This window comes from Bifidobacterium sp. wkB344 (assembly GCF_003688305.1).
GTDB classification, from domain to species: Bacteria; Actinomycetota; Actinomycetes; order Actinomycetales; family Bifidobacteriaceae; genus Bombiscardovia; species Bombiscardovia mizhiensis.
In genome coordinates this window covers 100,437-116,170 of the sequence record NZ_NPOQ01000008.1, presented here as the reverse complement: position 1 = coordinate 116,170, position 15,734 = coordinate 100,437, and the positions used below count along the sequence as shown (strand labels likewise).

Annotated in this window: 13 protein-coding genes; 2 read left to right on the top strand and 11 right to left on the bottom strand. The window is 62.9% G+C overall.

The features are described from left to right. Positions 1–45 precede the first annotated feature (45 nt). The 11 genes from CI601_RS01155 to CI601_RS01105 form a co-directional block, all read right to left on the bottom strand. Positions 46–1,194, bottom strand: a complete 1,149-nt coding sequence (locus tag CI601_RS01155; protein ID WP_121914004.1) for a histidinol-phosphate transaminase — start codon at positions 1,192–1,194, stop codon at positions 46–48. Then, positions 1,191–2,588: a histidinol dehydrogenase gene (hisD, locus tag CI601_RS01150; protein WP_121914003.1), complete on the bottom strand. Its 1,398-nt coding sequence runs from the start codon at positions 2,586–2,588 to the stop codon at positions 1,191–1,193. Before hisD ends, CI601_RS01155 begins: the two co-directional genes overlap by 4 nt. 82 nt (positions 2,589–2,670) lie before the next feature. After that, the gene (dnaE, locus tag CI601_RS01145; protein WP_024627241.1) at positions 2,671–6,228 is read right to left on the bottom strand and encodes a DNA polymerase III subunit alpha; all 3,558 of its coding nucleotides are present in this window, start codon (positions 6,226–6,228) and stop codon (positions 2,671–2,673) included. A gap of 43 nt (positions 6,229–6,271) precedes the next feature. Beyond that, positions 6,272–7,201, bottom strand: coding sequence for an RluA family pseudouridine synthase (locus tag CI601_RS01140; protein WP_121914002.1), 930 nt, complete (start codon positions 7,199–7,201; stop codon positions 6,272–6,274). Continuing rightward, complete coding sequence (locus CI601_RS01135; protein ID WP_121914001.1) at positions 7,198–7,728, bottom strand: signal peptidase II; 531 nt, start codon at positions 7,726–7,728, stop codon at positions 7,198–7,200. Before CI601_RS01135 ends, CI601_RS01140 begins: the two co-directional genes overlap by 4 nt. A gap of 12 nt (positions 7,729–7,740) precedes the next feature. Continuing rightward, positions 7,741–9,048, bottom strand: coding sequence for a DivIVA domain-containing protein (locus CI601_RS01130; protein WP_121914000.1), 1,308 nt, complete (start codon positions 9,046–9,048; stop codon positions 7,741–7,743). Between the two features lie 91 nt (positions 9,049–9,139). Beyond that, positions 9,140–9,424: a YggT family protein gene (locus CI601_RS01125; RefSeq protein WP_024627245.1), complete on the bottom strand. Its 285-nt coding sequence runs from the start codon at positions 9,422–9,424 to the stop codon at positions 9,140–9,142. Positions 9,425–9,465: 41 nt separating this feature from the next. Continuing rightward, positions 9,466–9,933: a cell division protein SepF gene (locus tag CI601_RS01120; protein ID WP_121913999.1), complete on the bottom strand. Its 468-nt coding sequence runs from the start codon at positions 9,931–9,933 to the stop codon at positions 9,466–9,468. Positions 9,934–9,951: 18 nt separating this feature from the next. Further along, complete coding sequence (gene ftsZ, locus CI601_RS01115) at positions 9,952–11,124, bottom strand: cell division protein FtsZ (protein WP_121913998.1); 1,173 nt, start codon at positions 11,122–11,124, stop codon at positions 9,952–9,954. A 231-nt stretch (positions 11,125–11,355) separates the two neighbouring features. Further along, positions 11,356–12,534: a tRNA dihydrouridine synthase DusB gene (dusB, locus tag CI601_RS01110; RefSeq protein ID WP_121913997.1), complete on the bottom strand. Its 1,179-nt coding sequence runs from the start codon at positions 12,532–12,534 to the stop codon at positions 11,356–11,358. Continuing rightward, complete coding sequence (locus CI601_RS01105) at positions 12,521–14,038, bottom strand: glycine--tRNA ligase (RefSeq protein WP_045924072.1); 1,518 nt, start codon at positions 14,036–14,038, stop codon at positions 12,521–12,523. The genes dusB and CI601_RS01105 overlap by 14 nt, the downstream gene beginning before the upstream one ends. Positions 14,039–14,237: 199 nt before the next feature. Here CI601_RS01105 and CI601_RS01100 point away from each other — a divergent pair, with 199 nt between their 5' ends. Together CI601_RS01100 and CI601_RS01095 are read left to right on the top strand one after the other, a co-directional pair. After that, positions 14,238–14,573 carry an MTH1187 family thiamine-binding protein gene (locus CI601_RS01100; RefSeq protein WP_121913996.1) on the top strand — a complete coding sequence of 112 codons (336 nt, stop codon included), beginning with the start codon at positions 14,238–14,240 and terminating at the stop codon, positions 14,571–14,573. Positions 14,574–14,634: 61 nt separating this feature from the next. Continuing rightward, complete coding sequence (locus CI601_RS01095; protein ID WP_121914050.1) at positions 14,635–15,708, top strand: LacI family DNA-binding transcriptional regulator; 1,074 nt, start codon at positions 14,635–14,637, stop codon at positions 15,706–15,708. The last annotated feature ends 26 nt before the right edge of the window (positions 15,709–15,734 follow it).

Sequence of the window (15,734 nt, the reverse complement as noted above, 5' to 3'; positions counted from 1 at the left end):
GGCGTCTAGACCACCAGCATAGCCGTTCGGCTGGTCTGCATCCTCCTAGAACCGCTTGAGAACATGGACCAGGGTTTGACGGAATCGCTCCATCTCCGCGTCCGTGCCCATGCAGACCCTCAGGTAGCCCTGGGGGCCCACGGCCCGGATCAGCACGCCTTCATCCTTCATGGCTTCGAAGACGGCATCCCGGTCGGGGAAGATGCCGAAGAGGATGAAGTTGGACGCCGAGGGCACCACCGTCAAGGGCTGACCATGGAACTTCTGTCCGGCCAGCCACTGGGCGGTCCGCCGACGGGTCCGGCGAAGCTGATCCACCCGGGCCAGCTGGAGGTCCGTGTGCTCCAGGGCAGCCAGGGCCGCAGCCTGGGTCAGGGCACTCAGGTGGTAGGGCATTCGGACGATGCGGACCGCGTCGACTATTCCCTGTGATGCGGCCAAATAGCCCACCCTGGCGCCAGCGAAGGCGAAGGCCTTGGACATGGTCCGGCTGACTGCCAGATGGTCGTACTGCCCGATCAGACTGACCGCCGAGGGCGTGCCCGGATCCCGGAACTCGATGTAGGCCTCATCCACGACCACGATGGGCCGCGCGGACGGATCAGCGCCTGCTACAGGAACCTTGGAGCAGGCCTCAAGAAGCCTGGTCAGCTGATCCATGGGCAGGGGCGTCCCCGTGGGATTGTTGGGGCTGGTCACCAGAACCATGGCTGGCCTCAAAGCCTTGATGCGTTCGATGGTCGTATCCATGTCCAGGCTGAAATCAGGCAACCGGTGGGCCAGTTCCCAGTCGGTGAAGGTGTCCCTGGCGTACTCGGGATACATGGAGTAGGTCGGGTCGCAGCCCAAGGCGGTCCTGCCCGGTCCGCCGAAGGCCTGGAAGAGCTGGAGCATGATCTCATTGGACCCGTTGGCCGCCCAGATCTGCTGGGGTTGGAGCGAGGTCCCTGATTCCTTCTTCAGGTAAGCCGCCAGGGCCCGCCGCAGGTCCTCATGCTCCCTGTCCGGATAACGATTGAGGCCGGGGGCCACCTGGCGCACACGCTGGCAGATGGCCTCAACCACTTCTTGATCCAAGGGGTAAGGGTTCTCGTTGACGTTCAGGCAGACCGGGACATCCAGCTGGGGGGCGCCGTAGGGCTCCTCCCCCACCAGGTCCGTGCGCAGGGGCAGATCGGCTGGTATGGCACTCACCGCAGACCGGCCTTCTCTTCGTTGGCTTCCAGGTCGGCCTTGTCATAGGGGTCTTCCAGGAACCGGCTCAGGATGCACTCGCCATGGGCGGGCAGATCCTCGGCTACGGCGAAATCGTTGATCTTGGCCGCGATGGGCTTGAGCCCCTCCTCGTCATATTCGATGACTTCGACAGGCTTCATGAAGGTGTGGACGCCCAGGGCCACGTCGAACCGGGCGGTTCCGCCGGTGGGCAGGACGTGGTTGGACCCGGACATGTAGTCGCCCAGGGGAACAGGAGAGTATGGGCCTCGGAAGATGGCGCCCGCGTTTCGAATCCGGTCGATGACGGCATCAGGATCGGCCGTCTGAACCTCCAGATGTTCGGCTGCATAGGCATTGGCCACGTCGATGGACTGGTCGATCCCGTCGGTCAGGATGATTCCCGACTGGTTGCCGCCCAGAGAGGTGCGCACCCGGTCGGCATGCTCGGTCCGAGGCACCCTGCGCCCCAGAGCCTCCTGAACACCCTGGGCCAGATCCTGGCTGTCGGTGATCAGCACCGAGCCGGCCAGCTCGTCATGCTCGGCCTGGCCGATCAGGTCTGCCGCAACCCAGTCGGGGTTGGCCTGCCCGTCAGCCAGAATAGCGATTTCCGTGGGGCCGGCCACGGCGTCGATGCCCACCATGCCGGAGACCATCTGCTTGGCTGTCGCCACGAAGATGTTGCCCGGGCCGGTGATCTTGTCAACCGGATCGCAGAGAATCTCCCCGTCCTGGGGCTCGGATCCCTTGGCCCCGTATGCGAACATGGCCACGGCCTGGGCACCGCCCACGGCATAGACCTCGTCCACCCCCAGGATGGCGCAGGTGGCCAGGATGATGGCCGCTGGCAGACCGCGGGGATCATCAGAGGCGGGAGGAGTGGCCACAGCCAGGGAATCGACACCGGCAATCTGGGCGGGGACCGCGTTCATGATGACCGAGGAGGGATACAGAGCCTTGCCTCCCGGCACATACAGACCCACCCGTTGAACCGGGATCCACCGCTCGCTAACCCGGGCGCCGGGTGCCAGGTCGGTGGCCATGGGCTTGGGCACCTGGGTGGTGCAGACCTTGCGGATGCGGCTAACGGACTCCTCGATTGCCGCCCTGACCTTGGGGTCCAGCCCGTCCAAGGCCTCCTGCATGGCCGATGCCGGGACCCTCAGATCATGGGGGCGCACATGGTCGAACCTCTCCTCCAGGTCGCGCAAAGCCGCGGCCCCATGCTCACGCACCTGGTCCAGTATGGGCTGCACCTGGGCGCTGGCCTCCCGGGTACCCATATCGGCTCGGGGCATGGCGGCGAGGAGTTGGGCGCGGGACATGGTTTTCCCGCGCAGATCCATGGTTCTCATCATGAGCTTTGACATACTTTGATGGTAGTGAACTTTTGTGTCGCCAAAGCCAGCGACTCACCGCCGTCCCAAATGGTGAGACGGTTCCGGGCGCATCCTAGGCTGACGGCAGGCAGGAGGGCCCGAAGACGGACTTGATCTCGGCCATCATAGAGGTGTCGTGCCTGGTGCGGAATCCGTCGCCAAAGGTCAGCAAACGGACGTTGCCCCGGTCGTCGGTGACCGCCAGACGGACCTGGCAGTAGCCGGGATGGGATTTGAGTATCCGGGCCAGCCGCTCCATGTGCCCCCGATCCAGGGCCTGCCTGGGCAGGGTGATGGTCAGCGGTCGCTCGTCCGCCGACTCCAGGACGGGCACCTCCATATCGTTGACGCGGATGTTGGTGGCCTCGTCACGCAGCTCGACCACACCCTTCACTCGGATGACCGAGTCCAGGACCAGGTCGTCGGAGTGGGCATCGTAGACCTTGCCAAAGAACATACACTGGATGGAGCTCTCCAGGTCCTCAATGGTGACGATGGCCCAAGGATTGCCCTTCTTGGAGACCCGTCGGTCAACAGCCGTGACCAGCCCAGCCAGGGTCACCGCCTTGCCATCCATGCCTTTGGACCGGTTGAGCAGCTGGGCGATGGACATGTCCCGCATGCCAGCCAGAACCGAGGTCATGCCACTCAACGGATGGTCAGACACGTACAGGCCCAGCATCTGCCGCTCGAAGTTGAGCTTGGTGGACTTGTCCCACTCGTCGATGTCGGGCACGGTCACCTGGGCGTCGCCCAAGGCATCCTGCTGGGGCACGTCGTCATCGGGGTCGGCGAAGAGATCGAACTGGCCCTCGGCCTGCTTGCGCTTGATGGGCATGACCTGGTCGACGGCCTCGTCATGAATCTGGAAGAGGGCCCTCCTGTTGGGGTCGATGCCGTCGAAGGCGCCGCCCTTGATCAGTGATTCCACGGTTCGCTTGTTGAGCACCTCCATGGGCACTCGCTTGACGAAGTCCATAAAGTTGACATACTTGCCGCGGGGCCCCTGGCGTTCCTTGATGATGTCCGCCACCACCTTGTCACCCACATTGCGGATGGCTCCCAGGCCGAAGCGGACCACGTCGCCGACAGCGGAGTACTCGGACACGGACTCGTTGATGTCAGGCGCCAGGATGCGGATGCCCATCCTTCTGGCCTCGCCCAGGTAGAGGGCGGTCTTGTCCTTGTTGGTCTTCTCGTTCTGCAGCAGGGCGGCCATGAACTCCACCGGATAGTGGGTCTTCAGGTAGGCGGTCCAGTATGCGATCAGGGCGTAGGCCGCGGAGTGCGCCTTGTTGAAGGCGTAGCCGGAGAAGGGCACCAGGACGTCCCAGACTGCCTGGGCAGCCTCCTGGGAGTAGCCGTGCTCCTTCATGCCCTCGAAGAAGGGGACCTGCTCCTTGGCCAGGACGTCAGGTTTCTTCTTGCCCATGGCCCTTCGGAGCACATCGGCTCGACCTAAAGAGTAGCCGGCCAGAATTCGGGCTGCGGACTGGACCTGCTCCTGGTAGACGATCAGACCATAGGTCTCGTCCAGCACGCCAGCCAGGGGCTTGGCCACCTCGGGGTGGATGGGCTCGATCTTCTGCAGCCCGTTCTTGCGCTTGGCGTAGTTGATGTGCGAGTTCATATCCATGGGCCCTGGCCGGTAGAGGGCGATCAGGGCGGATATGTCGTTGAAGTTATCGGGTTTGAGCATGCGCAGCAGGGATCGCATCCCGTCGCCATCGAGCTGGAAGACGCCCAGGGTGTCGCCCCGGGACAGCAGCTGGTAGGTCTCCTTGTCGTCCAGGGGAACCTTCTCGATGCTGATGGGCTCCTTGCCGTTGCGCTTGATGTTGGCGACCGTGTCCCTGATGACCGTCAGGTTGGACAGCCCCAGGAAGTCCATCTTGACCAGCCCCAGGGTTTCGCAGGTGTGGTACTCGAAGGTGGTGGTCACCGTGCCGTCGGTGCGCTCCATCAAGGGCGAGGTATTGGTGATGGGGTTGGAGGCCATGATGGTGGCGCAGGCGTGTACGCCGGTCTGGCGGATGATGCCCTCGATGCCCTTGGCCTCCTCGGTGATCCGCTTGACATCCGGGTTGGACTCGTACAGATCGCGGAACTCCTTGGCCTCCGGGTAGCGCTTGGACTGGGGGTCGAAGATCTCCTTGAGGCTCATGTCCTTCCCGTTGACCGTCGGTGGCAGGGCCTTGGTGACCTGGTCGCCCACGGAGTACTCATAGTCCATGATCCTGGCCGAGTCCTTCAGGGCCTGCTTGGTCTTGATGGTGCCGTAGGTCACGCACTGAGCCACCTTGTCAGAGCCGTATTTGCGGCCCACGTAGTCCAGGACCTTCATGCGTCCCTCGGGGTCGAAGTCCACATCGATATCAGGTAGGGAGACGCGCTCGGGGTTGAGGAAGCGCTCGAAGATCAGCCCGTGCTTGAGCGGGTCCAGCTCGGTAATGCCCATGGCGTAGGCCACCATGGAACCTGCCGCCGACCCACGGCCGGGCCCCACCATGATCCCGTGGTTCTTGGCCCAGTTGATGTAATCGGCCACCACCAGGAAGTATCCGGTGAACTGCATCTGGCAGATGACCCCGCACTCGTAGTCGGCCTGGTGGGAGACCTCCTCGGGCACCCCGTCCGGGTAGCGGTTCTTCAGCCCCTCGTCCACCTTCTTCAGGAAGAGGGAGGTCTCATCCCAGCCCTCCGGGCAGTCGAAGCGCGGCATGAAGGCCCCGTCCTCGTGGTCGTCGAACATGACGTTGCAGCGCTCCGCGATCTCCAGGGTGTTGTCACAGGCTTCAGGGAACTCCTTGAAGATCTCGCGCATCTCCTGGGCCGAGCGGATGTAGTAGCCGCTACCGTCGAACTTGAAGCGGCCGGGGTCGGTCAGCCGGGATCCCGAGTTGATGCAGAGCAGGGCATCCTGGGCCGAGGCATCCTCCTTGCGCACATAGTGCGAGTCGTTGGTGGCCACCAGGGGCGCATCCAGACGACGGGCGATCTCCAGCAGGTCCTTGGTCACCCGATGCTCGATCTCCAGCCCGTGGTCCATAAGCTCCACGTAGTAGTTCTCCTTGCCGAAGATGTCCTGGAACTCCCCTGCGGCCCTCAGGGCCTCGTCGAACTGGCCCAGCCGCAACCTGGTCTGGACGATGCCCGAGGGGCAGCCGGTGGTGGCGATGACCCCCTGGTGGTAGGTGGACAGCAGGTCCTTGTCCATGCGGGGCCATTTGCCGACCAGGCCTTCCAGATTGGCCACCGAGGAGGCCTTGATCAGGTTGACCAGGCCCGTGTCGTCGCTGGCCCAAAGGGTCATGTGGGTGATGAAGCCGCCGCCGGAGACATCGTCAGAACGCTGCTCGTCGGTTCCCCAGTGAACCCGGCTCTTGTCCTGGCGAGCCGTCTCAGGGGTCACGTAGGCCTCGATGCCGATGATGGGCTTGATGTCGGCATCCACGGCCGTCCGCCAAAGCTCGTAGGCCCCGTGCATGTTGCCGTGGTCGGTGATGGCCACGGCCGGTTGTCCCAGCCGTCCCACCTCGGCAACCAGGTCAGGGATCCTGCTGGCCCCGTCCAAGGTGGAATAGTGGGTATGGGTGTGAAGATGAACAAAATCTGACCGGGTTGAGGACATATCTCCAACTTACCCAGGACCCTGGCCGAATCGCCGGAGTCCGCTAGCTGCGTATACCAGTGGCGCTCTGACGCTCGATCTGCAGGGAGCGGCGCAGGTCGGCCGGGTAGGAGGAGACCACTGTGGTCCAGATCTTGGTGCGGGGATGGCGGAATTCCAGACGCATGGCGTGCAACCACTGCCGCTTCAGGCCCAGTCTGTCCGCCAGGTCGGGGTTGGCCCCATACATGTGGTCGCCCACCAGGGGGTGGCCTATGGAGGAGAAGTGCACGCGTATCTGATGGGTGCGCCCGGTCTCCAGATTGACGCTGACCAGGGTGGCCGAGCCGAAGCGTTCCAGCACATCCCAGTGGGTGATGGCCTCCTTGCCGGCAGGAGTGACCGTGAAGCGGAAATCCGAGACCCGGGCCCGTCCGATGGGGGCCTCAATGGTGGCCTTATCCTCGGAAAGATTGCCCTGAACCAGTGCGTGGTAGATCTTGACCACCTCATGCCGGGCGAATTGCCGACGCATCTCCTTGTAGGCCAGGTCGGACTTGCAGACCAGCATGAGGCCGCTGGTGCCCGCGTCCAGGCGGGAGACGATACCCTGACGGCCCTGGGCCCCCATGGAGGTGATGTGGGTGCCCCGCTGCAGGAGGCTGCCTAGAACGGTTGGTCCGGTCCAGCCTATGGAGGGATGTGCTGCCACCCCCACTGGCTTGTCGACGACGACCACGTCCTCGTCCTCATAGACCACGGGCATGTCCTCGGCCACCGGTTCCACCTGTTTGGTTGGCTCGGGCTCGTCCAGCTCAATCAGATCGCCACTCATCAGGGTGGTGGCCTTGTTCACCCGACGGCCCATGATCCGCACATGGCCCTGGGCAACCAGATCGCTGGCCTTGGCCCTGGACAGGCCCAGCATCTTGGACAGGGCCATATCCAGGCGCCGACCCACCAGGGCATCCGGCGCGGGAAGAAGCCGGGTCACTTGGCCGCTCCCCCATGTTCTTTTGGCTTGTCCCTGTCGCTGAAGCGCACATTGCAGGCAATGAGCACCACCACGACAACACCGGCCAGAGTCAGATAGATGTCGGCCACATTGCCCACCGACCAGCCGTAGTCCAGAAAGTCGACCACGGCACCGTCAAGAAAACCTGATGCATAGGCCACCCGGTCGATCAGATTGCCTGCCGCCCCGGAGAAGGCCAGGGAGAGGGCCATGATCCAGACCATGGAGGTGGTGCGCAGAGCCAGAGCAATAATGAGCAGACAGGCGGCCAGGGCGATCAGGGATATGACCCAGGTACTCCCGGACCCCAATCCAAGGGAGGCCCCGGGGTTCCGTACCAGACGCAGTCCACGCAACGGTCCAGGCAGAGCCACTCTGACACCGTTGCCCAGCCGGGCCAGGGCCAGGGCCTTGGTTACCTGATCCAGGGCTATGGCCACTGCCGCCAGAGCGACGAAGACGGCCACGCGCCCGCGCAGCCGTCTCTTGTATGTGTTCTTGGTCATTACCGGATGGAATCAGTGGGCCTGTTCGGACTTCTTTTCCATGGACTGGTAATTGCTGGTGTCCGAGATCTGGTTGATGAGCTGGTTGAGGAACTCGGTCAGCTTGCTGCGGTAGCCCGCCTCGAACTGCTTGAGTCCCTGGATGTTCTCCTCCAGAACCTTGGACTGATCCATGAGCTTGTTCTTGACATCGGCGGCATAGCGGTCGGCGCTGTCGCGGGTGTTCTTGTCGTACTCCTGCGCCCGGGTCTGCACCTGGGTCTCGTACTCGTCGGCCTGGGTGTGCTGACGCTTGGAATAGGCGTCCGCATCCGAACGGGTCTTGACCGAGTACTCGTCGGCCTGGGAACGTACACGCTGCGAGTAGCCATCAGCCTCGGAGTGGACTCGCTTGGAGTACTCGTCCACCTCGGCGCGCGTCCTCTTGGAGTAATCCTCTGCCTTCTTGACGATGTCGTCGTGCTGGGCGTGACCCTCAGCAACCAGCTGGGAGGCGTTGGCCTTGCCCTTGTCTACGTACTGGTCGTGCAACTGCATGGCCAGGGTGAGCATGGCGGTGGCCCTCTCGGGTTCGCTGCTGGCCTCGGCGCCGGCGCCCGCGATCCGCTGCAGGCTGCCCGTTTCGGTGGAAGGCTCGGCCTTGGAGACCTGCTGGCGCAGCTGCTCCTCGCGCTTGCGGGACTCCTCCAGCTCCTTGTTCAGCTGCTCGGTGCGCTGTTGCTGCTCCTGAGAAGCCTTCTGCGCCTGGGTGACCTGCTGGCGGGCCGTGGCCATGCTCTGCTGGGAGGCATTGAGCTGGTTGGTCAGCGCCTGGACCTGCTGGCGGGCCTGGTCGCGCTCCTTTTGCATGGCCGTCAGCTGGTTGGTCAGCGCCTGGGTGTTGTTGCCCGCAGCGGCCTGGGCGGTAAGCTGGTCGATCTGGGAGTTGAGCTGCTCGACCTGGCGCTTGAGCTGATCGTTCTGCGAGGCCAGGGTCTTGACCTGGCTCTGGGACTCGGCCAGCAGTCGCTTGGTCTGGGCGTCCACGGCAGGCTGTTGCTGAGCGGCTGAACCCTGGGCCTGCTTCAGATCCCTGTTTTCCGTCTGCAGGGATTCCACCTGTGCCGTCAGGTCGGAAATCTTGGAGTTCAGCGAGGCCACATCGGTACCCAAGGACTGGGTGGAAGCGGCGTTGCCCTGCATGGCCTGCTTACCCAAAGCTTCAACTGTATCGGTGACCTGATCCAGGAAGTCGTCGACCTCGTCGACGTCGTAGCCTTCCTTAAACCGCACTGTCTGGAAGGTATGCTCCCTTATGTCATTAGGCGTCAATAGAGCCATATGTTTCTCCACCTCGCTTCAGGCCAACCAGCCCGATTGTGTTCTCTTACTGCATGCTAGCACGGAGTCTGCCGTATCCGCGGTCTTGCTCTTACCCCAGCAGCACCTGGATGATGATCAGGGCAGCGTAGAGCACCATGAAGGAGACGTCAAGCTGGATCCTGCCCATGGGCAGAGGCGGAATATACCGACGCAGCCAACGCAGGGGCGGCTCGGTCAAGGCATAGATGACCTGAATGAGCGAGGCTACGAAGCCACGGGGGTACCAGCGTGGCGACAAAACCATGACCCAGTCAAGAATCATCCGTACAAAGAGAATCAACAGGTAGGTATCGATGAAGATGTCTACCAGATATCGAAGAAAAGGAACAAGCATGCGTCTTTAGGCTCCTGCGGACACGTCTATCGGGGCATCGCTCACTGGGCGAAAAGCCCCTTGGCAGAAGAGCCTGACTCGGGCTCCTCCACCTTGATGTTGACCTGTGCAGGACTGAGCAGGAAGACCCTAGGGGTGACCCGCTCAATGGACCCGCGTACCCCGAAGACCACGCCGGCGGAGAAGTCGACGATCCTGTAGGCCACCGACTCGGACACGCCGGTCAGGTTGAGGACCACCGGCACCCCGTCCCGCAGGGCCCTGCCGACCATCTGGGCATCCTCGTAGGACTTGGGATGGATGGTGGTGATGCGGTTGATCCGGCTCTGGAAGGGCGTGGACTCGGTCTCCTGGCTGCTGGACGTGGATTGCGGAGCCATAGGAGTCACAGAGTGATCGGTGTCGAAGCCATCGCTGGCCTCTTCATCATCGGCCAGGTCGTCGTCATCGTCGTCCACAACGTCCGACATGCCGAAAAAGGACATTGCGTTCTTCATCAATCCTGCCATACCTGCTCCTTCGCCTGATTACCGCAGAAAGTCAGGGATATCCAGATATCCCGGGTCGGAGGTGCCGTCGTCGCCGGAGGCTGGGGGCACCACATCGTGTTCGGAGGTCTCATCGGATTCCGTCTGAACGGAAGGGGTTGTCAGCGGCTGCTGGGGCTCTTGGACCGGGGTGGCCGCTGCCGGTGCGGCGGTCGTGTCCACTGCAGTGACCTGGGTCTCGTCCTTCTTTGGTGTGGGATCGAATCCGGCGGCGATGACCGTGACCCGCACCTCGTCCCCGTAGGCGTCGTCCAAGGCCAGGCCCCAGATGATCTGTGCCTCGGGATGGATGGCATCCTGGACCAGCTGGGCGGCAGCGGATGCCTCCTGCATGCTCAGGTCGGTGGGGCCGGCCACATTGATCAGGGCCCCATGGGCACCCTCGATGCTCTCCTCCAGGAGCGGGGAGGAGATGGCGATCTCGGCGGCCTGGGTGGCTCGATCCTCACCCCTGGCTGCGCCGATGCCGAAGAGGGCGGTGCCGGCATCCTTCAAGATGGCGGTGACATCGGAGAAGTCCACGTGAATATAGGAGTTCATGGTGATCAGGTCGGTGATGCCCTGAACGCCGGCCAGCAGAGCCGTGTCGGCGGTCTTGAAGGCATCCATGACCGAGACCGTGCGATCCGAGAGATCCAGAAGCCGGTCATTGGGGATAACGATAAGGGCATCGACCTCCTTGCGCAGGTTCTCGATGCCCGATTCGGCGGAAGCGGAGCGCCTAGGTCCCTCAAAGGTGAATGGCCGGGTGACTACGGCGATGGTGAGCGCACCTTGCTGACGGGCTGCACGCGCCACCAGTGGGCTGGCGCCAGTGCCTGTGCCGCCGCCCTCCCCTGCAGTGACGAAGACCATATCGGCGCCCTTGAGAACCTCTTCAATGTCAGACTGATGGTCCTGGGCAGCCTTGGCGCCCTTCTCCGGATCGGCTCCGGCCCCCAGGCCGCGACTGTTGGCATCAGAAAGGGAGATCTTTACATCGGCTTCTGAGCGCAGGAGATCCTTGGCATCGGTATTGATGGCAACAAACTCGACATTCTGCAGACCCTCGGCGATCATGCGATTGACAGCATTGCCACCGGCTCCACCAACACCAACGACCTTGATGTTGGTCTTGTCATTGAAATTGTCATTCTGGGCAATCTCGCTCACAGTATGCTCCCGTCACTCACGTTACGCTCAACTCTAGCGCAGGTCGTATACGCCAACACGCATTTGCCCACAGGCGTTCCGACCCTCCCTGACGGCCGTGGGCCTAGGGTCCAGGAGGTCAGAGCCAACCGCCCTGGCCTTCCGAAAGAACCTCCACGCCGTTCTGTCCGTATTCTAAACCCTGATTCTAGACCCGGATGCGCATGGTTGGCGACGAGAATATTTTCGGCTTCAGTAGGAGGCATCCATGGGGTCATTGCCGAAGAGCGTCTCGCGCTCCTGATGGGTGGTGGTCCGCGAATCCAGCCAGCCATAGGGCAGACGGACCTTCTTGGCATAGCGGACCCGACCCCGGGGCTTGCCGGCCACGGCCCGCGGATAGGGCATGTCCTGATCCAGATCGGCGATGCAACGGTCCAGATCCTCCAGGCTCTCGCAGGCCATGAAGTCGCGGCGCACCTGGCCACCCACGGCGAAGCCCTTGAGATACCAGGCCACATGCTTGCGCATATCGTGGACGGCCATGCGCTCGTCGCCGTCGTAGAACTCGACCAGAAGCCGGGCATGGCGGGCCATGATGGCTCCCACCTGGCCCAGGTTGGGTTCCTGCCGTTCCGGGGAGCCAGCCAAGGCCGCCGCGATGTCGGCAAAGAGCCAGGGTCGGCCCTGGCAACCCCGGCCGATGGCTACGCCTGCGCAGCCGGTCTGGGCAAACATATCCAAGGCATCCTCGGCGGTCCAGATGTCGCCGTTGCCGAAGACGGGGATATCAACGGCCTGGACCAGCTGGGCGATCCGGTCCCAATCGGCATGGCCGCCGTAGTACTCAGCCGTGGTTCTGGCGTGCAGGGTCACGGCGGCGCACCCCTCGTCCTGGGCGATGTGGGCCGCCTCCAGGAAGGTCTCGTGCTGATGATCGATGCCCACCCGGATCTTTGCGGTGACAGGGATTCCGGCAGGCGAGCAGACAGCAACCACCCGATGGACCAGGTCGGCGAAGAGGTCGGTCTTCCAAGGCAGGGCGGATCCGCCGCCGTGCCTGGTGACCTTGGGTACCGGGCAGCCGAAGTTCATGTCGATATGATCGACCCAGCCGGCATCAACCACCATCCGGGTGGCCTGCTCCATGATCTGAGGGTCCACCCCATACAGCTGCAGGGAGCGCACCTTCTCCTGGGGAGCGAAGCGGCATAGCCGGAAGGCCTTGGGGTTGCGCGCCACCAGGGCCCGGGCCGTCACCATCTCCCCCACATACAGTCCGTCGGGTCCGTACTCGCGACAGAGCAGGCGGAAGGGCCAGTTGGTCACGCCCGCCATGGGCGAAAGCATGACCGGAACAGGCACGGTTATCGGGCCCAGCTGCACCGGAGCAACCTTCGGGGTCGGGCGATCAGTCTCAGTACCGGCCACCGGCCTCGGCCACCTTGATGGGTTCGCTCTCGTCCGTGCCCGGTTCGCTAGCCAGGTCCGTGTAGCCGTCAGCGGCACGTGAGCCGGTCAGGTCGGATGGGCCCATGGGGTAACGCACCCGCTGCTCACCGACGACCCGGCGCACATAGTCCTCCACCTGGTCCAGGGCCACCCGATCCTGCTGCATGGAGTCGCGGTTGCGGATGGTGACCGCCTTGTCATCCAGAGTGTCGAAGTCCACGGTGATGCACAGGGGCGTGCCGATCTCGTCCTGGCGACGGTAGCGGCGGCCGATGGCGCCGGACTCGTCGTAGTCCACCATCCACTCGTTCTGGCGCAAATCGGCGGCCAGGTCATGGGCGATCCGCTGCAGATCAGGCTTCTTGGACAGGGGCAGGACGGCGGCCTTGACCGGGGCCAGCCTTGGGTCAAGACGTAGCACGGTGCGGCGGTCAACCCCGCCCTTGGTGTTGGGTGCCTCGTCCACGTCATAGGCATCGACCAGGAAGGCCATCAGCGAGCGTGTCAGACCGGCCGCAGGCTCGATCACGTAAGGAATATACCGTTCCCCGCTGGCCTGGTCGAAGTAGCTCAGATCCTCGCCCGAATGTTCGGCATGGGCCTTGAGGTCGTAGTCGGTACGGTTGGCAACACCCTCCAGCTCGCCCCACTCGGAGCCCTGGAAGCCGAACCGGTACTCAATGTCCACAGTCCGCTTGGAATAGTGGGCCAGCTTCTCCTTGGGATGCTCGTAGTGGCGCAGGTTCTCGGGCTTGACGCCCAGGTCCACGTACCAACGTGTCCTGGCATCTATCCAGTACTGGTGCCACTGCTCGTCGGTACCGGGGTGGACGAAGAACTCCATCTCCATCTGCTCGAACTCACGGGTACGGAAGATGAAATTGCCGGGCGTAATCTCGTTGCGGAAGCTCTTGCCCATGTTGGCGATGCCGAAGGGGGGCTTGGAGCGGGAGGAGGCCATGACGGACTTGAAGTCCACGAAGATGCCCTGGGCGGTCTCGGGACGCAGGTAGTGCAGGCTCTTCTCGTCCTGGACAGGACCCAGGTGGGTCTGCAGCATCATATTGAAGTCGCGCGGCTCGGTCCACTGGCCCTTGGTGCCACAGTCCGGGCAGGGAATGTCCTTGAGGCCGTTTTCCGGATCATGGCCGTGCTTTTCGACGTAGGCCTCCTCCAGGGTGTCGGCCCGGTGCCGCTTGTGGCAGTTCAGGCACTCGATCAGGGGGTCATTAAATACGGACACATGGCCCGAAGCCTCCCAGACCGCCGTGGGCAGGATGACCGAGGTATCCACGCCGACCACGTCGTCGCGGGTGACCACCATGGACCGCCACCACTCACGCTTGATGTTGTCCTTGAGGGCCACGCCCAGGGGGCCATAGTCCCAGGCCGAGCGTGTCCCGCCATAGATCTCCCCTGCGGGAAAGACGAATCCTCGGCGCTTGGCCAGGGAGATGACCTCATCCAGTTTCGATACTGCCACTGATCACACCTTCTGCTCGGGAGCCCCTCCTGGGGACATACGACCTGATGACCGGCCTCCAGCATACCTTCGGCGGGTGACCTGCTGTCAGCGTAGAGGCCTACCATCGAGGCAGGTACGGGAGGCCGCGCAGGTGACCGCAGAGGGGACACCGGGCATCCTGCCTGCCAACCCCAGTCGACGAGGAAAGGTTCCCGATATGCCCGACATAAATGACCCATCCTACCTGAACACCGTAGCCGAGGTCACCATTGCGCCCTCTGGCCAGGGTGAGGAGCTGTCCACCTATGTGGCCCAGGTCATCAAGGTCATCAGGGATTCGGGGCTGCCCAACCAGACCAATGCCATGAGCACCGTCGTCGAGGGGGATCTGCATCGGGTCATGGAGGTCGTGGAAGAAGCCACGCGGGTCTTGGCCGAACAGGGATACAGAACCGGCGTCAGTCTCAGACTGGACATCCGTCCCGGCAAGCGGGATCAGATCCACGAGAAGGTGGAGCGGGTCGACCGGATCCTGGGCGGGAAAGACCGCTGAAAGCACCCTGTCACTGAAGATCAGCCGGGCTGAAATCGCCTGAGCAAGTTAAGGTATGCCCATGATCACGATGAAGCAGATCGCCGAACGCACAGGTGTATCCGTCTCCACTGTCTCTCTGGTGCTCAACGGCCGCGATAAGGGCAGAGTCAAATCGGAAACTGCCCGAAAGGTGCGCAGCACAGCCAAGACCCTGGGCTATCGGCCCAATCCCATGGCCCGGTCGCTGCGTACCAGCAAGACCGGCATGTTGGGCTTTATCAGCGAAGAGGTGGCCACCACGCCCTACGCTGGCGCCATCATTCAGGGTGCCCAAGATGCGGCAGCCGAACGTGGTTACATGCTTCTCACTGTCTCCACCGATGGGGGCGCTCGGGAAGCCGAGCAGATCCAGGCCCTGAAGCGCTATGGAGTGGACGGATTCCTCTTCGCCAAGATGTACGACCAGGAGGTGGACCTGCCCCAGGCTCTGCGTTCCTGCCCTGCTGTGGTCGTCAACGCTTCGGAGCGGGTCAACCGCTGTCCCAGCATCGCCCCTGACGAATTTCTGATCGGCTACGATGCTACCCGCCACCTGATCGAATCAGGTTGTCATCGGGTAGCCTACCTGGGCACCACACAGGATCTGCCGGCGCAAGAAGACAGAATGCGCGGATATCACACAGCTCTCAAGGAAGCTGGCTTACCCACAAGTCAGGCCTTGACCCGACTGGTCGGGTTCAACCAGGACGCCATGGATCAGGCAAACGACCTGATGGATGACCAACACCCCGATGGGGTTTTCTGCTTCAATGACTCGCGTTCCTTCTACCTCTACCAGGCCGCCGCTGCGCGCCATCTGATCATCGGCAAGGACCTTAATTTGGTGGGCGTGGACAACCACCAGGTTATAGCCGAAACCACGGCACCACCCTTGACCACCGTCGAACTGCCCCATTACGAGATGGGCTTCTGGGCGGTACGGCGACTACTGGCGCAAATCAATCCCCGTCGCGTTTCCCTGCCCCTGCCCGAAACTCGTGCCACCCTGCCCCCGCTCGATCAAGCTGGCGGGGTACGTATCCATTGCGCGCTTATTCGCAAGGGCTCCACTCGCCTTGATGCCGCTTTGGACACGGTTCCAACAAGCCACTAAAGCCGTACACACCCCTCCTCATCGCA